Annotated in this window: 17 protein-coding genes and 1 tRNA gene; 8 read left to right on the top strand and 10 right to left on the bottom strand. The window is 66.6% G+C overall.

Going from position 1 to position 17631, the window contains the following annotated elements:
* Positions 1-67: 67 nt before the first annotated feature.
* The 5 genes from N7367_RS15765 to N7367_RS15745 all read right to left on the bottom strand — a co-directional run bounded on the left by N7367_RS15765 (position 68) and on the right by N7367_RS15745 (position 4488).
* Positions 68-544: a hypothetical protein gene (locus N7367_RS15765; protein WP_180875501.1), complete on the bottom strand. Its 477-nt coding sequence runs from the start codon at positions 542-544 to the stop codon at positions 68-70.
* 253 nt (positions 545-797) lie between these two features.
* Positions 798-1676, bottom strand: a complete 879-nt coding sequence (gene rimK, locus N7367_RS15760) for a 30S ribosomal protein S6--L-glutamate ligase (protein WP_065181793.1) — start codon at positions 1674-1676, stop codon at positions 798-800.
* 142 nt (positions 1677-1818) lie between these two features.
* Positions 1819-2265: a hypothetical protein gene (locus tag N7367_RS15755; RefSeq protein WP_128988450.1), complete on the bottom strand. Its 447-nt coding sequence runs from the start codon at positions 2263-2265 to the stop codon at positions 1819-1821.
* Between the two features lie 218 nt (positions 2266-2483).
* Positions 2484-2557: transfer RNA gene (locus N7367_RS15750), tRNA-Gly, on the bottom strand.
* A 128-nt stretch (positions 2558-2685) separates the two neighbouring features.
* Positions 2686-4488 carry an autotransporter domain-containing protein gene (locus N7367_RS15745; protein WP_279942751.1) on the bottom strand — a complete coding sequence of 601 codons (1803 nt, stop codon included), beginning with the start codon at positions 4486-4488 and terminating at the stop codon, positions 2686-2688.
* Between the two features lie 240 nt (positions 4489-4728).
* On the opposite strand from N7367_RS15745, the gene thiS reads away from it, so the two are divergent.
* From thiS to N7367_RS15725, 4 genes are all read left to right on the top strand, one after another.
* Positions 4729-4929, top strand: a complete 201-nt coding sequence (gene thiS, locus N7367_RS15740) for a sulfur carrier protein ThiS (protein ID WP_053517056.1) — start codon at positions 4729-4731, stop codon at positions 4927-4929.
* Positions 4930-5043: 114 nt separating this feature from the next.
* Positions 5044-5838 (top strand): thiazole synthase, encoded by a 795-nt coding sequence (locus N7367_RS15735; protein ID WP_053517058.1) that lies wholly within the window; start codon positions 5044-5046, stop codon positions 5836-5838.
* Positions 5838-6572, top strand: coding sequence for a tRNA (guanosine(46)-N7)-methyltransferase TrmB (gene trmB / locus N7367_RS15730; RefSeq protein WP_053517060.1), 735 nt, complete (start codon positions 5838-5840; stop codon positions 6570-6572). Before N7367_RS15735 ends, trmB begins: the two co-directional genes overlap by 1 nt.
* A 27-nt stretch (positions 6573-6599) precedes the next feature.
* Entirely contained in the window at positions 6600-8447 is a 1848-nt protein-coding gene (locus tag N7367_RS15725) for an SLC13 family permease (RefSeq protein WP_053517063.1), read from the top strand.
* A gap of 293 nt (positions 8448-8740) precedes the next feature.
* Here N7367_RS15725 and N7367_RS15720 read toward each other — a convergent pair whose 3' ends face one another.
* A complete protein-coding gene (locus N7367_RS15720; RefSeq protein WP_053517065.1) occupies positions 8741-9076 on the bottom strand; it encodes a Rieske (2Fe-2S) protein in 336 nt (111 codons plus the stop codon).
* Positions 9077-9256: 180 nt separating this feature from the next.
* Here N7367_RS15720 and N7367_RS15715 point away from each other — a divergent pair, with 180 nt between their 5' ends.
* The 4 genes from N7367_RS15715 to N7367_RS15700 all read left to right on the top strand — a co-directional run bounded on the left by N7367_RS15715 (position 9257) and on the right by N7367_RS15700 (position 12390).
* Complete coding sequence (locus tag N7367_RS15715; protein ID WP_128988456.1) at positions 9257-9538, top strand: hypothetical protein; 282 nt, start codon at positions 9257-9259, stop codon at positions 9536-9538.
* A 78-nt stretch (positions 9539-9616) separates the two neighbouring features.
* Positions 9617-10333, top strand: coding sequence for a fumarylacetoacetate hydrolase family protein (locus N7367_RS15710; RefSeq protein ID WP_128988459.1), 717 nt, complete (start codon positions 9617-9619; stop codon positions 10331-10333).
* A gap of 52 nt (positions 10334-10385) precedes the next feature.
* Positions 10386-10790 carry a large-conductance mechanosensitive channel protein MscL gene (mscL, locus tag N7367_RS15705; RefSeq protein WP_053517072.1) on the top strand — a complete coding sequence of 135 codons (405 nt, stop codon included), beginning with the start codon at positions 10386-10388 and terminating at the stop codon, positions 10788-10790.
* Between the two features lie 178 nt (positions 10791-10968).
* Complete coding sequence (locus N7367_RS15700; RefSeq protein ID WP_279942742.1) at positions 10969-12390, top strand: M28 family peptidase; 1422 nt, start codon at positions 10969-10971, stop codon at positions 12388-12390.
* A 137-nt stretch (positions 12391-12527) separates the two neighbouring features.
* Here the strand turns inward: N7367_RS15700 and N7367_RS15695 are convergent, their stop codons facing one another.
* From N7367_RS15695 to N7367_RS15680, 4 genes are all read right to left on the bottom strand, one after another.
* Positions 12528-13979: an alanine/glycine:cation symporter family protein gene (locus N7367_RS15695; protein WP_279942741.1), complete on the bottom strand. Its 1452-nt coding sequence runs from the start codon at positions 13977-13979 to the stop codon at positions 12528-12530.
* Positions 13980-13988: 9 nt separating this feature from the next.
* Positions 13989-14978, bottom strand: coding sequence for a hypothetical protein (locus N7367_RS15690; RefSeq protein ID WP_279942740.1), 990 nt, complete (start codon positions 14976-14978; stop codon positions 13989-13991).
* Between the two features lie 246 nt (positions 14979-15224).
* Entirely contained in the window at positions 15225-16061 is an 837-nt protein-coding gene (locus N7367_RS15685) for a TrmH family RNA methyltransferase (RefSeq protein WP_279942739.1), read from the bottom strand.
* Complete coding sequence (locus N7367_RS15680; RefSeq protein WP_053517082.1) at positions 16062-17570, bottom strand: alanine/glycine:cation symporter family protein; 1509 nt, start codon at positions 17568-17570, stop codon at positions 16062-16064.
* Positions 17571-17631: the final 61 nt, after the last annotated feature.

Here is a 17631-nt window from a genome sequence, read left to right as displayed (position 1 = left end):
TTGAGAGCCGACTGTATTCGCACCACCTTCACGCCAGCAAGTGCCACGCGTGGGGGCGGCGGACGGCCTACCGGTTGCTGGCAGGGTTGAGATTGTTGAACGTGCGCTGGTCATTGATCAGCGCCTTGCCCTTTTCTTCGATGCGGCGACGTTCGGCGACAGTGAGGCAACGGCCCTTGGGCATGTTGCTGCCGGTGGTGCGCTGGTAGGTACAGACCTGGCGGCTGTCGTCGTGCGCGCGGGCGAGCAGCTGATTGACCCGCTCCTGGTCGTTGAACACCTGCGCCTGTATCTGCGGCGGCAGCTCATCGACCCGCTGCCGGCCCCCCATGCGCTGGGTGATGCGGGCCAGCGCCTGCTGGATCTGGCTGCGGTCATCGGCGCTCAGTTCGGCGTACTCCGGCGCCTGCAGCGCCTTCTCGACCTGTTGGACCTGGCCGGCAACCGGAGCCTGGCGATCCATCTGCAGGGCGCTCTTCTCTGTCTTGGCGACAGCAGCGCCCGACAGGCACAGCACCAACGCGATCATCGTGACGCGATACATCGCCTACCTCCCGGTCCATCGGAACGAAGGCCCAACTCTACGAGCGCCTCCGGGCCGCCACAAGTGGCGCGTGGCCTACGGACGCGCATAAAAAAGGCCCAGGCGGTGCACCCGCCTGGGCCTGAAGTCGTATCCCGATACCGATCCTGCTGAGAGGCAGAGCTGCGGTTCGCTGAAGCCTACGCCCGCACCAATTAAAGGCATGTTAAAGCAGCGTCTCGCCGCCCAAGGAGAATCTCAAACTACTGAAAAATCAGGATTTTTTCAGCTTCTCGACGTGCTCGATGATGCGCATGGCCACGTCCACTCCGCAGGCTGCCTCGATGCCTTCCAGGCCCGGGGTCGAGTTGACCTCCAGCACCAGCGGGCCCCGCTGCGAGCGGATCAGGTCGACGCCGCAGACCGACAACCCCAGAGCCTTGGCCGAGCGCACCGCGACCTGCTGTTCGGCGCGACTGGCCTTGGCCGCCACGGCGGTGCCGCCGGCATGCAGGTTGGAGCGGAAGTCGCCTTCGGGCGCCTGCCGCTGCATCGAGGCCACCACCTGGTCGCCGACCACGAAACACCGCAGATCGGCCCCCTTGGCCTCACCGATGAACTCCTGCATGAGGAAGTTGGCATACAGGCCACGCAGCGCCTCGACGATCCCGCGCGAGGCACTGGCCTTCTCGGTCAGGATCACGCCGCGCCCCTGCGTTCCCTCGTTGAGCTTCACCACATGTGGCGGCGGCCCCAGCATCGACAGCAGATCGACGGTGTCATCGGGGTTGTCGCCGAACACCGTGACCGGCATGTCGATGCCTTTGGCCGCCAGCAGCTGATGCGCGCGCAGCTTGTCGCGCGAGCGCAGGATCGCGTCGGACGGATTGGGCGTACGCGCGCCCATCAGCTCGAACTGGCGCAGGACCGCGGTGCCATATCGCGTGATCGACGCACCGATGCGCGGAATGACCATGTCCACACCGGTCATCGGCCGCCCTTTGTAGTGCATCGAGAATCCGTCGGCAGCGATGCGCATGTAGCAGCGCAGCGGATCGAGGATGCGCACCGTGTGGCCGCGCGCACGCCCCGCTTCGACCAGCCGGCGGGTGGAATACAGGGAGCTGTTGCGGGACAGGATGGCGAGCTTCATCGCGGCGGGATCGATCGGCAGGCGCGCAGCATAGCGCGGCCGTGTGGCGGGCGGATGATGCCGCGTGGTTGCCGAGACAGGGCGCCACAGTCCAGCCAGCAACAGCCCGACACCGATGCCGTCGGGCTGCGGCTGCCGCGTTCTATCGGCCCGTATTGATCCGTGCAACGACCTCCCGCACCCTCTTGGTGTAGGCCGCCACAAGCTGTCTGGACTGCTCCGGCGTGACGGCCTTGCCGACGTGGCCAGGCTGTGCGGCGTAGTCCCGCTGGAATTCACACATTTCCACGGACAGCGCACTGCTGACGTCGTCCTGGGCAATGGACGGCGCACCGGTACTGCCATCCGCATTGACGTTGATCAAGAACGCGCGGTCGCCCGTGTAGCCGCCGAAGCTGTTCTTCGCGTTGACCATCCCGCAGACAATCGTACCGTCGAACATCGCAAACGCCTGACGGATGACGATCTTTGCCGAGTCAGGATCCTTCAGCGCCCGACGGACCCCCGCCTCCGCTATGGCCCGATCAGCCTCGACCTTCTGTTTTCTTGCATCTTCTTCGGTCGGCGTGCACGCCGCCGCAATACCCATCAACGCAACCGCAAGAATCCGATTCCGCATTCCCCCCCCCTGCCACTGGCTTGAATGTTGCCGCACTTTACCGGCTTATCGCCCCGCCAGACCATCGGCAAGCACGGGAAGCGCCCACGCTTCACCGACTCACAGAGCCGGCAGGCACAGAAAGATGCAAAAGGGGAAACATCCAGGTTCGCGGCCGATCCGGAAAACACACGCATCGTTGCGGAAGATGGAGCGGGCGATGGGAATCGAACCCACGTCAGTAGCTTGGGAAGCTACAGCTCTACCATTGAGCTACGCCCGCGTCGCGTGGTGAAAGTCTATGCGGTCGGGCCGGTGTTGCGCAATGGTGGCCACCGCATGCGCCGAGCATGGCCCGACGCTGCCATGCAGCCTTCCCAGGCCCTTGCGGGGCCTGGGAAGGTGCGTTCGTCAGAAACTGCCGCTGAAGCTGGCAAACAGCGTCGCGTCACGTGCACGCTTCTGCGCGGTGGAGGTGCTCAGGCCGATGTTGCTCTGCAGCCCGAACAGCTCCGTGCGGGCGCCCAGCACCACGGTGGCGTAGTCCTTGTCGAACTTCAGGCCCGGCACGCGGTAGCTGCCCAGCTCCGGCAGGGACTGCAGCCAGGCGCTGGCCTGCTTGGTGTCTTCGAACTCGTGGTCGTAGGTGGCCTGCACGTAGGGCTTGAAGGTGCCGCCATCGAAGCGCGCCTGCCAGCCGATGCGACCGACAGTGGAGTCCAGCTCCTGGTTGTTGTAACCCAGCGCAGTGGCCAGCGTGCCGGCGTCGGCGCTCTCCGTATAGCCGTCGATCTTCACCTTCTGCCAGATCACGGCAGCCACCGGACCGTGGCGGAAGCCGCCCTCGGTGCCGAACTCGTACCCCGCATTGATGGCGGCGGTGAGATTGCTGCCATCTGCCGAACCGCCATGCTCACGGGTGGCCGGACCCAGCTGCACCTTGCGGGTCACGTCGTAGTCGAGCCAGCTGTAGCTGACCTGCCCGTTGACCCAGGCACGCTGGCCGTACCAGCCAGCGAACAGGCCCAGCGTGGTGTCGGACTGGGTGAAATCGCCGCGGCTGTTGCCGAAATCGGCATCCATGCGTCCATAGCCACCGAAGCCGCCAAAGACCATGCCGTCACGCGACCAGTCGACACCGAACAGGCCGGCCGGCGCCAGGCCGTCGTAGAGATCGGCGTGGTCATAACGCTGCATGTCGCCGCGCACACCGCCCCACCACGACAGGCCGTCAGCCGGACGACCGCCCAGATGCATGCCGACCTGGTCGGCGCGCGAACGGCCGATGGTCTGCGCCGAATGGCTGAGCACCTGCTGCAGGCGCGGGCCTTCCAGCACGGATACCGCGTACTGGCCCAGCAGTGCATGGCCTGCCGTGGTCGGATGCACGCCGTCGGCGAACAGGTAGGTCTTCGCGGCATCCGGGCTGACGTAGGACGTCGGGTTGCAGCCGATGATGCTCTGCGTCGAATTGGCCGGGTCGATGGTGCAGGCGGTGCTGGTGACGTTGGTGAAACCGTACATGGCCGGATTGGCGGCCACTTCACTGAGCACCGTGAAGGTATCCAGCGGGATGAATTCGATGCCCGCCTGCTTCAGCCCGCCATACAGGGCGTTGTTGTAGCCGGCCGACAGCGCGGTGGCGGCGGCGGCATTGGGGCCACGGAAGGACGGCGTCAGGCCGACGTTGGGCAGGTTCGGTACCAGCACGTACTGGGCGCCCGCCTGCTTCAGCGCGCCGACCAGGGCGATCTGGTCGGTGACGGCCGCGCCGATGATGGCCTGCGCCTGTGCCGGCGCCGCAGCGGCCGCGAACAGGTCGTTGGCGCCGCCCCAGACGGTGTACAGCGCGTTGGCATCGGCTTTGCCGCCATTTGCGGCCAGGTAGCGGGTGAGTTGCGTCTTCAGCGACGGAATGGGCCCCAGGGCACCAGTGACCTCCACCGACACGCGCGCACCGCCGGCGGCATAGTTGTCGCCGTTCTGGCCGTTGCCGTTGGGCGCACCGTTCAGGCCGTAGTAGTTGGCGACCTGCTGCGACCAGACCCAGCCCGGATTGGTGGTGAACTGGCCGGTGACCTGCTGTGTTGCCGGGGGCAGCAGCGGCCGGAAATAGCCCGCGTCGGTCAGGCTGTCGCCGAAGAACACCGCGTGCGAGTAAGGGGATTCGCCTGCCATGGCCGGAACCGCGGCCAGTGCGATCGCGGCCGCCATCAGGGAGCGGATCGGGCGTTTGCTGAGCAGCATGTAAAGAACTCCTGTGGGGACGTCATTGAGGATCCGGCGTGCGTACGCCGGCGCACGGTGAATGGTTTCACCGCACCGACGATTGCTCACGCTGCGCCGCCGCATGAATTGCCGCGCAGCCCGCCAATCGCAGGCTGCGCCGATGCGGGCGCCGTGCGGAGGAACGGATGGTTTCCGTCCTGACGGGCCATACGCGACAATGCCGCCATGAACATCCAGCTCAACGGCGAACCCCGCACCCTGCACGCTTCGGCAACCCTCCATGACCTGCTCGAGGCCGAGCAGCTGCTGCAGCGCCGGGTGGCGGTCGAGGTCAATGGCGAGATCGTCAGCCGCAGCCGCCATGGCGAGCATCGCCTTGCCGAAGGTGACGTGGTGGAGATCGTGCACGCCCTGGGTGGGGGTTGAGGCACGACGCCCGCGCTGCGCGCTCGCCGGGAGGCAGGCGCTGCCCCTGCGCCTGCCTCCCGGCGGCATCGAAGTGACGACCCCATCTTCAGGCGGATAAGCGATAATCGCGCCATGAACGTTCATGTCTCCCCCGATTCGCTGGTGATCGCCGGCAAGACCTACGGCTCGCGGCTGCTCACCGGCACCGGCAAGTTCAAGGATCTGGAAGAAACCCGCCTGGCCACCGAGGCCGCTGGCGCCCAGATCGTCACCGTGGCCATCCGCCGCACCAACATCGGGCAGAACCCCGGCGAGCCGAACCTGCTGGACGTGCTGCCGCCGGAGCGCTTCACCATCCTGCCCAACACCGCCGGCTGCTACACCGCCGAAGACGCGGTGCGCACGTGCCGCCTGGCCCGTGAACTGCTGGATGGCCACAACCTGACCAAGCTGGAAGTACTGGGCGACCAGAAGACCCTGTACCCGGACGTGATGCAGACCCTCAAGGCCGCCGAACAGCTGGTCAAGGATGGCTTCGAGGTCATGGTCTACACCTCCGACGACCCGATCCTGGCCAAGCGCCTGGAAGAGATCGGCTGCGCTGCGGTGATGCCGCTGGCCGCGCCGATCGGTTCGGGCCTGGGCATCCAGAACAAGTACAACCTGCTGCAGATCATCGAAGACGCCCGGGTGCCGATCATCGTCGATGCCGGCGTCGGTACGGCATCGGATGCGGCGATCGCGATGGAGCTGGGCTGCGATGGGGTGCTCATGAACACGGCCATTGCCGGCGCGCGCAGCCCGGTGCTGATGGCCAGTGCGATGCGCAAGGCGGTCGAGGCCGGCCGTGAAGCGTTCCTGGCCGGGCGCATCCCGCGCAAGCGCTACGCCAGCGCGTCGTCGCCGGTGGATGGGTTGATCGGCTGATGACCAATCCTTTCGACAGCGCTGGGTCCAAGGCCCCGCCCAAGCCGTTCACCGTCAGCGAGGGGCGCCGCGAGGTGCGCAGTTTCGTGCTGCGCCAGGGTCGCTTCACGCCTGCCCAGCAGCGCGCGTTCGACGAACGCTGGCCGCGCTTCGGCCTGGATTACAGCGGCCAGCCGCGCGACCTGGACGCCACCTTCGGTCGCCCGGCGCACAAGGTGCTGGAGATCGGCTTCGGCAACGGCGCTGCACTGCGCTTTGCTGCCCAGCATGACCCGTCGCGCGACTACATCGGCATCGAAGTGCACGCGCCCGGTGTCGGCCGCCTGCTGAACGCCCTGGCCGACGACAACGCCGACCACGTGCGCCTGTACCACCATGACGCGGTGGAAGTACTGCAGAACGAGATCGCCGATGGCGCGCTCGATGAAGTGCGCATCTACTTCCCGGACCCGTGGCACAAGAAGCGCCACAACAAGCGCCGCCTGCTGCAGCCGGCCTTCGCAGAGCTGCTGGTGCGCAAGCTGCGTGCGGGCGGCCGCCTGCACTGCGCCACCGACTGGGAAGACTACGCCGAACAGATGTGGGACGTGCTCGATGCGACCGCCGGCCTGGTCAACCGGGCCGGTCCGCGGGGCAGCGTGCCGCGTCCGGAGTGGCGGCCGCAGACCCACTTCGAGACCCGCGGCCAGAAGCTCGGCCATGGCGTCTGGGACCTGTTGTACGACCGCACCTGACGATCGCCCGAGGACACCGCGCCCCACATGGATACCGCGCTGACGCTGACCAACGACATGAAGCTCGTACTCGGGCTGGTCGGCTTCACGATGGCGATGTTCCTGTTCGAGCGGATCCGAGCGGACGTCGTCGCGCTGGTGGTGCTGGTGGTACTGGGTGTGACCGGCCTGATCGCCCCGGAGGAGATCTTCGGCGGCTTCTCCGGCAACGCGGTGATGAGCATCATCGCCACCACCATCCTCGGTGCGGGCCTTGACCGCACCGGCGCGCTGAACCGGCTCGCGGCCTGGCTGCTGCGACGCGGACATGGCATCGAGCAGCGCCTGCTGATGATGACCACGGCCATTGCCGGCCTGAACTCGTCCTTCATGCAGAACCCATCGGTGATGGCGCTGTACCTGCCGGTCGCCTCGCGGTTGGCGGCACGCACCGGGCTGACCATGCAGCGGCTGCTGCTGCCGATCTCGGCGGCGATCGTGATGGGCGGTGCGCTGACCATGGTCGGCAACTCGCCGCTGATCCTGCTGAACGACCTGCTGGCCTCGGCCAACAACAACCTGCCCTCCGGCCTGGCCAGCATCGAGCCGCTGCGCATGTTCGCGCCGCTGCCGATCGGCGTGGCGCTGCTGATCGCCTCGCTGCTGTACTTCCGCTATTACGGCGACCGCAAGCTGATCGAGGAAGAGACCCTGGTCAACGATGGGGTCACCCCGGCCCGTACCGAGAGCTACTTCGCCAAGACCTACGGCATCGAAGGCGATGTGTTCGAACTGGTGGTCACCGCCGAAAGCCCGCTGGTCGGCATGACCCTGGGCGAGGCCGAGAGCCTGCATGACGCGCCGCTGCTGCTGGCGCTGAAGACCGGCAACGATACGCGGCTGGCGCCACCGGCGGAAATGCGCATCTGGGTGGGCAGTGTGCTGGGCGCGATGGGTCCGCGCGAGCAGATCGGCGATTTCGCCCAGAACCAGTTCCTGCGCATGTCCTCGCGGCTGAAGCACCTGGGCGACCTGTTCAATCCCAGCCGCGCGGGCATTTCCGAGGCGGTGGTGCCGCCGACCTCGAACGTGATCGGCAAGAGTGCGGCCGACCTGCGCCTGCGCAAGGAGCGCGGCATCAGCCTGCTGGCGATCAACCGCGACAAACAGGTGATCCGCGAGGACGTGCGCGACGTGCAGCTGCGCGCTGGCGACATGCTGGTCTTCCACAGCATCTGGACCGACCTGGCGCAGGCCGCCAAGAGCCGTGACTTCGTGGTGGTCACCGACTACCCGACCGGCGAACAGCGCCCGCACAAGTTCAAGATCGCCATGGCGATCTTCGCGCTGACGATCCTGATCGCGCTGACCAGCAAGCTGCCGGTGGCGCTGACCCTGATGACCGGCGTGGCCGGCATGTTGCTGACGGGCGTGCTGCGGATGGACGAGGCCTATGCCTCGATCAACTGGAAAACCGTGTTCATGATGGCCGGACTGATCCCGCTCGGCTGGGCGATGGACTCCAGCGGCGCGGCGGCCTGGGTCGCCGGCCATACCATCGACAAGCTCCCCACCGGCATACCGGTGTGGGTGCTGGAGCTGGCCCTGGCGCTGCTGACAACGGTGTTCTCGCTGGTGATCAGCCATGTCGGCGCAACCATCGTGATGGTGCCCATCGCGGTGAATCTGGCGCTGGCGGCGGGTGGCAACCCCACCGCGTTCGCACTGATCGTGGCGCTGTCGGCCTCCAACAATCTGATGACGGCGTCCAATCCGGTCATCTCGATGATCACCGGCCCGGCCAACTACACCCCGCGCGAGATGTGGCGGGTCGGCGGACCGTTGTCGCTGATCTACACCTGTGTGGTGGTGCTGATGATCAACCTGATGTTCTGAGGGTCGGGTTCATCGGCAGGGCTGCGCCCTGCACCCCAGTAGTGCCGGCCGCTGGCCGGCAACCTCAACGGCAAAAGCGTGCATTTCGTGGGATGGCGGGGTGGGTCCGACAGATTTCTGCGATCTGCCAGAACGGCGTCGTGCACCGCTTTGGTAGGTGTCGACCTTGGTCGACACGGTAGATCCACGCCATGCGTGGATGCCTTTGCAGAGTCGAGCCATGCTCGACTGCTCCTGGCTTGATGGGTCAGAGCCGTTCTCCTACGGAAAACGGAGCCGCCCCCTAGCCGGCCTCAGGCCAGATAGACCTGCCCATCACGTACATCCACCGGCACTGCGCGCAGGCGGTCGCCCTTGCAGGGGCCGGCGATGCAGTCGCCGCTGTCCAGCGCGAACGAGGCGCCGTGGGCGGCGCAGACCAGATGCCCCTCGCGGCTCTTCAGGAACTGCCCCGGCGCCCAGTCCAGGCGACGGCCCGCATGCGGACAGATGTTCAGGAAGGCGCGCACCTGTGCGCCGTCGCGATACAGCAGCAACGACTCGGCATCGCCCTCGACCACTGCCTCGACCTCGGCAAACGCACCATCGGCAATGGCATCAAGGGCGATCAGGGCAACAGCGGCAGTCATGGCGAAGGCTCGGACAGTAAAGAAGCATTGTCGCACGCCTGCTCAGGTGACTGGCTGCAGGATGAACACAAGTCATTGATTCGTAATAAGCACAGGCTATATTTAACGAGTTTTTCACTCAATGACAGTGCGGGCTCCCGATACTCTGGTTTCGCTGATTTCCCAGCCTATCGAGCCGCCATGTTCAATCGCGATTCCGCCTTCAACCAGTTCCGCACCCTGTTCGCGCCGCGCAAGCCGCGTCACCCGCTGGTGCGCGTTGCCGTGGGCCTGCTCGGCCTGGCGATCCTGGCCGCGATGGTGTTCATCGGCGTGTTCGTCGGTGCGGCGATGATCCTGGTCGGCCTGGCGTGGAAGCTGCTGGCCTCGCGCAAGGCGGGTGCAGCCCGCCCGGCCGACCCGACCGTGGTCGAGGGCGAGTATCGGGTGGTGCGCAAGCCGGTGCTGCCGGCCTCGCGCTGAGCCCTGCCGGCCGGCGTGCCCGCTGACGGCGGGCGCCATGCGTTCTAGACTGCGGGCATTCCCTTCCTGGATGCCCGCATGTCCGATGTTTCCGATGTGATCCCTGCACCTGCCACGCCGCGTGTTCCGGTGGTGGGCGGTGGCAGCTTCCCCGTGCACCGCGTCTACTGCGTGGGTCGCAACTTTGCCGACCATGCGCGCGAAATGGGAGCCGCGGTGCCGGCGGCCGACGACCGCGGCCGGCCGATGTTCTTCAGCAAGCCTGCCGATGCGCTGGTGGTCGGCCATGACGATGCCATCCCCTATCCGCCCGCGACGGCCAACCTGCATCACGAAGTGGAGCTGGTGGTGGCGATCGGCCGTGACGCCCCGGCCGGCGAGCTTCCCGTGGCCGAGGCCGAAGCACTGGTGTACGGCTATGCCGTCGGCCTGGACCTGACCCGCCGCGATCTGCAAGCGGCCGCCAAGGAGAAGGGCCATCCCTGGGACGCCGCCAAGGGCTTCGATGCCTCCGCACCGATCAGCGAAATCGTGCATGCCGGCGAAGTGGGCGATCTGGCGGCGCTGAACCTGTCGCTGGAAGTCAACGGCGAAGTGCGCCAGCAGGCCCTGCTGGACCAGATGATCTGGAACGTGCCGGAAATCCTGCACGAGTTGTCCAAGCTGTGGCAGCTGCGCGCCGGTGACCTGGTGTTCATGGGCACGCCGTCCGGAGTGGCCGCACTGAAGCCGGGCGACCGTTTCAGCGCGCGCCTGGAAAACGTGGCCGAGCGCCACGGCGTGATCGCCGGCTGACACCACCTGCGCTACTCTGCGCGCTGTCCACATCCCCCACAGGAGAAAACACATGGGAGTGCTCACCGAATTCAAGGAATTCGCGATGCGCGGCAACGTCATCGACCTCGCCGTCGGCGTGGTGATCGGCGCCGCCTTCGGCAAGATCGTCACTGCGCTGGTCGAGAAGATCATCATGCCGCCGCTGGGCCTGCTGATCGGCAAGGTGGACTTCTCGCAGCTGGCGTGGACGCTGTCGCCGGCACGCATCGGGCCGGACGGCAAGGAGATTCCGGCGGTGGTGATCGGCTACGGTGATTTCATCAACACCCTGATCCAGTTCGTGATCGTGGCGTTCGCCATTTTCCTGGTGATCAAGGTCATCAACCGTCTGTCGCGCAAGAAGGAAGCCGCTCCCGCCGCCCCGGCCGAGGAAGTGGTGCTGCTGCGCGAGATCCGCGACAGCCTGAAGAAATAAGGCGTAGCGCCGGGCGGTACCCGGCGAGGCCGCCGCATGTGACAGTCCCGCTCCGGCGGGGCTTTCGCTTTGCCGGACGTGGCGGAAAACAGCGTTCGCTCCGGACATGACCTCCCGCCCATGCGCGCGTCTGAACGACTGTTAAGCTCCAAGGCTTGGTCCCTTCCCGGAGTTGTCCATGCGTCGCCGCGTCCTTGCCATCGCATCCTCCCTTGCCCTGCTGGCCGCCCCGGCCTTCGCGGCACCGCGCGCCACCACCCTGCCCCCGGCGTCGCTGGCCACGGCCGCGCAGCTGCGCGATCAGGCCCTGGCCGATGACACCGGCTGGAAGGTGGTCGAGTCGCTGACCACCGAAATCGGTCCACGCATCGCCGGCAGCGAAGCCGACGCGCGTGCGGTCGCCTGGGCCGAAGCCAAGTTCAAGGCCCTGGGTTTCGACAAGGTCTGGAAAGAACCGGTGACCTTCCCGAAGTGGGAGCGCCGCAGCGAACACGCCGCCGTGACCGGCAGGAACCCGCAGCCGCTGCAGATCACCGCACTGGGTGGCAGCCCGGGCGGTACCGTTGAAGCAGAGGTCGTGCGCTTCGCCGACCTGGCCGCGCTGCAGGCTGCGCCCGCCGGTTCATTGAAGGGCAAGATCGCCTTCGTCGATTACCAGATGCTGCCGTTCCGCGATGGCCGCGACTACGGCCGTGGTGGCGCGATCCGCAGCAAGGGACCTTCCGAGGCGATCCGCAAGGGCGCCGTTGGCTTCCTGATGCGCTCGGCCGGCACCGATTCGCATCGCGTACCGCACACCGGCATCACCCGATTCGATGACGGCCTGACCCCGGTACCGTCCGCGGCCCTGTCGGTGCCCGATGCCGACCAGCTGGCACGCCTGCTGGCACGTGGCAGCACCACGGTGAAGGTCGCGCTGGACTGCGGCTGGGACGGTACGGCGACCTCCTACAACGTGATCGGCGAGATCACTGGCCGCACCCTGCCCAAGGAAGTCGTGGTGATCGGTGGCCATCTGGATTCGTGGGATCTGGGCACCGGTGCCGTCGATGACGGCGCGGGCGTCGGCATCACCATGGCCGCGGGGCATCTGATCGGCCAGCTCAAGCAGGCCCCCAAGCGCACGATCCGGGTGATCGCGTTCGCCAACGAAGAGCAGGGGCTGTACGGCGGCAAGGCTTACGCCGAAGCGCATGCGAAGGACGTGGCGCTGCACCAGCTGGCTGCCGAGAGCGATTTCGGTGCCGGCCGCATCTATGCGTTCAATACCGGCTCGCCAAACCCGGAAGGCTCGCGCGAAGCGACCCGGCAGATCGCCGAGGTGATGAAGCCGCTGGGCATCGAGTACGCAGCCGACAAGGGCGGCCCGGGGCCGGATATCGGCCCGCTGGCGGCCAAGGGTGGCGCCTGGGCGTGGCTGGCACAGGATGGTTCGGACTACTTCCACCTGCACCACACCGCCGACGACACGCTGGACAAGATCGACCCGAAGGCGCTGGCGCAGAATGTGGCGGCATACAGCGTATTTGCCTATCTGGCCGCAGAGGCCGACGGCAACTTCGGCAGTGAAGCCAAAGCGACCACACCGCCGAACGAGTGAGGGGGCCACGCCGGGCGATGCCCGGTGGGTGCTGCGGGGAAAGGAGGTGCGGACCGAGGTCCGCACCCACCAGAGGGGATCGCATCACCAGAGGGGATCGCACCCACCAGGCTGGGTCGCCCCATTTGCCCGGAGAGTTACCGTTCCCACGCGCAGGTGTTGCGAACACCAAGCCGGTGCGGATCGAACAGGGGATCCGTCCCCAAGCGACGGTGGTGTTCGTAATCGCGCAGCGCGGCCAGCGCCGGCTTCTGCAGCAGCAGGATGGCGATGATGTTCAACCAGCTCATCAGGCCCACGCCGATATCCCCCAGCGACCAGGCGACCGTGGCACTGTTCAGCGCCGAGTAGCCGGTGGCCAGCAGGAACAGCAGCTGGAACCCGCCCATCACCCACGGCATCCGGCGGTCCCGGCACAGGTAACTGATGTTGGTTTCGGCCATGTAGTACAGCGCCAGGATGGTGGTGAACGCGAAGGGCAGGATGGCCAGCGCCACGAATGAACGGCCGAAGCCCGGCAATGCCGATTCCACCGCGTGCTGCACGAAACGCGGTCCGGCCTCGACGCCCGGCAGATTGCCCAGCAGCAGGCGCGCATCATCCGGAATGCCGTTCACCGCCGGGTCGTAGACGTTGTACAGGCCGGTCGACAGAATGAGGAAGGCGGTCGCACTGCACACCACCATCGTGTCGATGTAGACCGAGAACGACTGCACCAGGCCCTGCTTGACCGGATGGGAGACTTCCGCTGCGGCCGCCGGGTGCGCACCACTGCCCATGCCGGCTTCGTTGGACAGCACGCCCCGGCGCACGCCCCACTGGATCGCCGTGCCGATCATGGCGCCGAACGCCGCATCCATGCCGAAGGCACTGCGCAGCACCAGCCCTGCGATCTCCGGCACTTTGTCCGCGTTGAGCACCATTACCATCGCGGCCACCAGCAGATAGGCGATGGCCATCAACGGTACCAGCCACTGGGCGACACCGGCGATGCGGCGTACACCGCCAACGAGGATGGCACCCAGTGCAACCAGCAGTGCGCCGGTGGTGAACACGACCGGTACGTCCCAGGCTTCATTCACCGCGCTGGTGATCGCATTGGACTGCGTACCCGCCAGCATCGCGCCGGCCAGCACGGCGACCACTGCAAACAGCACCGCGTACCAGCGCTGGCCCAGTCCCTTCTCGATGTAGTAGGCCGGGCCACCCCGATACTGGCCACCGGCGTCGCGATCCTTGTAGATCTGCGCCAGCGTCGATTCGATGAAGGCGCTGGACGCACCCAGGAAAGCGACAACCCACATCCACAGGATCGCACCGGGACCACCGAAGGCGATGGCCATCGCTACACCGGCGATATTGCCAACGCCCACCCGGCTGGACAGCGACAGGGACAACGCCTGGAACGGGGACACCCCTGCATCGGACCGCTCATGGCGGAACACCAGGCGCAGCATGTCAGGCAGCGCGCGCAGCTGGATGAAGCGGGTGCGCACGCTGAAGTACAGGCCGGCGAGCAGGCACAGCACCACCAGGTAAGGGCTCCACACCACGCCGAGAAGGGCATTGACGATCGATTCGACGTTCATCGCGCCCCCTCAGAAGGACATGCCCAGGGCGACCTGGGGGCTGATGAGGCGGGCGGCATTGCGGCCGGCCACGGTGACCTCAATGCCGGCGATCAGGCCAAGCGAGGGGGTGAAGTGGTACTGCAACGCGGGGGCGAAGGTCAGCGTACGGCTGGCCGGGCGCCATTCGTCGACGCGCGCGATGGCGCCGTCGGCGCCGGGCGCGAAGCCGCTGAGGCGTTGCCGGGTCTCGCGGCTGGCCGCCACTTCCATCACCGCCACCCAGCGAGGGTTGACGCTGTATTCGGCGCCGATCGACAGGCCCAGTACCGAACCACGCGCGATGTGGCCCTGGAAGCCCGCGGCGGTACCGTACACGCTGGCACCGGTGAGGGCCGTGCGGGAAGGCGCCGGACCCGCGCTGAGCTGGGCACGCCAGCGCAGCGGCCGCTCGTTGCCCAACCACACCACCTGCTGCACGCCCAGCGCGGCGACGGTACGCTGCACGCCATCACCCTGCGCGTCGAGCGGATTGCCGGTGATGCGGTCATGGCTGCCCGTGCTGAAGCGCTGCACGAGCGCCACTGAAACCGCAGGCCGGGTGCCATCCGCATTGGCCGCCTGCAGCAGATACTGCAGGCGCGCAGTGGTGTCACCCGCGCGGAAACCCCGGCTGTGGGCGGCACCGGATTCGGCGCGCGACGCGCTCAGGTTGACCTGACCGGTGATCCGCTCACCCAATCCATAGGCGATGGGCACCACCACCGTCCAGCCGCCACTGCGTTCGCCACTGCGCCGGCGCTGGCCACGGTCATCGAAGTGATCACGGCTGTCGACACGTACCAGATAGGGTTCGATGTAGCCGTGCCCCTTCGGCATGCCGGCCGGATTCGGGGTGATCAGCGGACCCGTGAAATTGACGCCTTCCAGACTGCGTGCGCCGGCATACACATCGACCGACGCAAGCAGGCTTGACAGCGAGAGGAGCGCGCCGAGGGCGCAACGATGACGACCATGCATGTGGAACACCTTGCCTGACAGGAATGGAACTCCAACCTGCGTCGAGCAAGAGGGCGCAACAATGAGGCAAGTTTCAAAAGCATGCTTGATCGGAAAAATCAGGCTGTACGCAACGCAAGACGACGCAATCCGCCTTAAGCCGCCTTGACGCTGCGCGACGTCCGCGGTGGTCCCGCCGGCACATCGCGCAAAAGAAACCCGGCCACGGGGGCCGGGTCCTGGCAGCCGATAGCGGCGACCGGTCCGTCAGCCGTCGCGACGGCTCGCCCACTGCGCCAGCAGCACTGCGGTGGCCGAGGCCACATTGAGGCTCTCCACCGCGCCACTGCCGGGAATGGAGACCTGCAGGTCACATTCACCGGCCAGGTCGCGGTCCATCCCCTCGCCTTCGGCGCCCATGACGTAGACCAGACGCGCCGGCAGCGACGTGCGGAATACATCGTCACCGCCCTCGACGAGTGTGGCCGCCAGACCGAAGCCGGCATCGCGCAGCTGGGCCATCGCCTGCGGGGTCGCAGGCAGCTGCACCAGCGGCACGGCTTCGGCACCGCCTTCGGCCACGCGGGCAGCCGCACCGGACAGCGCCAGCGCGCTGCCGGCCGGCAACAGCAGCGCCTTCGCGCCGAAGTGCGCCGCCGAACGCAGGATCGCGCCGAGGTTGTGCGGATTGCCTACGCCATCCAGCCACAGCGCCAGTGACGGGCCTTCGCCGATCTGCTGCAGCCACTGCGCCAGCGGCACGGTCGGCGCACGCAGCACGTCGGCCACCACGCCTTCGTGGTGGGTGGTGCCGGCCAGCTTGTTCAGATCGCCTTCCTCGACCACGCGGTAACCCACGCGGTTGGCCACGCACCACTTCAACAGCGGCTGCAGGCGCGGAATCCGGGCCTCCAGCAGATACAGCTTGCGCAGTGCCTGCGGCCGCGCTGCGAACGCGGCCAGCACGGCATTCAGGCCGTACAGGCGCAGCTCATCGCTGCCTCCGCGTCCACCGCCGCCCGTTGCCGGCAGGTCCGTGCGCGGCAACGGTGTGGCGCGCGGCGGACGAGCGGACGGGCGGCGGTTGTTCCAGGGGTTGTTCACTTACACGTTCTCCTGCTTGCGCTGGCGCCAGAAATCGGCGTTCCGGATGCCCAGTGCATCGGGATCGAACGTCGGATCCAGGCCCAGCTTCTTCTGTCGTTCGTAATCGCGCAGCGCCAGCATCGCGGGCTTCTGGATGATGAAGATGGCGATGATGTTCAGCCAGGCCATCAGGCCCACGCCGATGTCACCCAGGCCCCAGGCCAGGGTCGCGTTGTGGAACGCACCGAACACCACCATGGCGATGATGCCCAGGCGCAGACACAACACGGTCAGCGGACGGTGCTTGTTGTGGTTCACATAGCTGAGATTGGTCTCGGCCATGTAGTAGTACGCCATGATGGTGGTGAAGGCGAAGAAGAAGATCGCCAGCGAGACGAACGACGCGCCCCAGCCCGGCAGCACGGCTTCAACGCCGGCCTGCGCATAGCCCGCCCCTTCCGGAATGCCGGCCAGGCCCTGGAACACCGGAGCCGCGCCTTCCACCGGCGAGTACACGTTGTAGGTACCGCTGGCCAGGATCAGGAACGCGGTGGCGGTGCACACCATCATGGTGTCGAAATAGATCGCGAACGCCTGCACGTAGCCCTGCTTGGCCGGATGCGAGACTTCCGAGGCCGCCGCCGCGTGCGGGCCCGAGCCCTGTCCGGCTTCGTTGGCGTAGATGCCGCGCTTGACGCCCCATTCGATCGCCAGGCCCATCATCGCGCCGAAGGCCGCATGGGTGCCGAACGCGCTGTTGAAGATGATGCCGAACATCTCCGGGACGCGTTCGTAGTTGATGATCATGATGACGACGGCGGTCAGGATGAAAGCCGCCGCCATGAACGGCACCACCACTTCAGCGAAACTGGCGATGCGCTTGACGCCGCCGAAGATCACCACGCCCAGCAGCAGCGCGACCACGATGCCGATGCCGAGCTTGAGCGCGGCAACCGATTCCATGCCGAAGGCCTGGCCATCCAGCGGACCGCACAGCGCACCGCCACGGCAGGCATTGATGATGCTGTCGGCGATGGCATTGGCCTGCACCCCCGGCATCAGGAAGCCGGCGGCGATGATCGTGGCGATGGCGAAGGCCATGGCATACCACTTCAGGCCCATCGCCTTTTCAATGTAGTAGGCCGGGCCACCACGGTAGCGGCCTTCGGCATCCTTGGTCTTGTAGATCTGCGCCAGGGTGCATTCCACATACGAGGTGGATGCACCGAGGAAGCCCATCACCCACATCCAGAAGATCGCACCGGGGCCACCGAAGGCGATGGCCGTGGCCACGCCGGCGATGTTGCCGATACCCATGCGCCCGGCCATGGACATGGCCAGTGCCTGGAACGAAGAAACGCCGGCGTCGGACTTTTCGCCCTTGACGGTGAGGCGGCACATTTCCACGAAGCCGCGGATCTGCATGAAGCGGGTGCGGGCACTGAAGTAAAGGCCGGCCGCCAGACACACGAAGATCAGTGCCTTGCTCCAGATGATGCTGTTGACGAAATGTACGGTAGCTTCCACGCGCGCTCTCTCCAGTCGGCGGGGTGAATGGACGTCCCGTCGGCTGGAAGGGACCGGTCGA

Source organism: Stenotrophomonas sp. GD04145, assembly GCF_029835135.1.
Lineage (GTDB): Bacteria > Pseudomonadota > Gammaproteobacteria > Xanthomonadales > Xanthomonadaceae > Stenotrophomonas > Stenotrophomonas maltophilia_P.
This window is presented reverse-complemented; position numbering and strand designations above follow the sequence as displayed.

Coding starts and splice junctions, on each gene's coding strand:
- N7367_RS15755 (WP_128988450.1), bottom strand. CDS start 2,265: ATGGGTATTGCGGCGGCGTGCACGCCGACCGAAGAAGATGCAAGAAAA.
- N7367_RS15725 (WP_053517063.1), top strand. CDS start 6,600: ATGGATACCGCGCTGACGCTGACCAACGACATGAAGCTCGTACTCGGG.
- N7367_RS15715 (WP_128988456.1), top strand. CDS start 9,257: ATGTTCAATCGCGATTCCGCCTTCAACCAGTTCCGCACCCTGTTCGCG.
- N7367_RS15690 (WP_279942740.1), bottom strand. CDS start 14,978: ATGCATGGTCGTCATCGTTGCGCCCTCGGCGCGCTCCTCTCGCTGTCA.
- N7367_RS15700 (WP_279942742.1), top strand. CDS start 10,969: ATGCGTCGCCGCGTCCTTGCCATCGCATCCTCCCTTGCCCTGCTGGCC.
- N7367_RS15710 (WP_128988459.1), top strand. CDS start 9,617: ATGTCCGATGTTTCCGATGTGATCCCTGCACCTGCCACGCCGCGTGTT.
- N7367_RS15735 (WP_053517058.1), top strand. CDS start 5,044: ATGAACGTTCATGTCTCCCCCGATTCGCTGGTGATCGCCGGCAAGACC.
- trmB (WP_053517060.1), top strand. CDS start 5,838: ATGACCAATCCTTTCGACAGCGCTGGGTCCAAGGCCCCGCCCAAGCCG.
- N7367_RS15745 (WP_279942751.1), bottom strand. CDS start 4,488: ATGGCGGCCGCGATCGCACTGGCCGCGGTTCCGGCCATGGCAGGCGAA.
- mscL (WP_053517072.1), top strand. CDS start 10,386: ATGGGAGTGCTCACCGAATTCAAGGAATTCGCGATGCGCGGCAACGTC.
- N7367_RS15695 (WP_279942741.1), bottom strand. CDS start 13,979: ATGAACGTCGAATCGATCGTCAATGCCCTTCTCGGCGTGGTGTGGAGC.
- thiS (WP_053517056.1), top strand. CDS start 4,729: ATGAACATCCAGCTCAACGGCGAACCCCGCACCCTGCACGCTTCGGCA.
- N7367_RS15720 (WP_053517065.1), bottom strand. CDS start 9,076: ATGACTGCCGCTGTTGCCCTGATCGCCCTTGATGCCATTGCCGATGGT.
- N7367_RS15765 (WP_180875501.1), bottom strand. CDS start 544: ATGTATCGCGTCACGATGATCGCGTTGGTGCTGTGCCTGTCGGGCGCT.
- rimK (WP_065181793.1), bottom strand. CDS start 1,676: ATGAAGCTCGCCATCCTGTCCCGCAACAGCTCCCTGTATTCCACCCGC.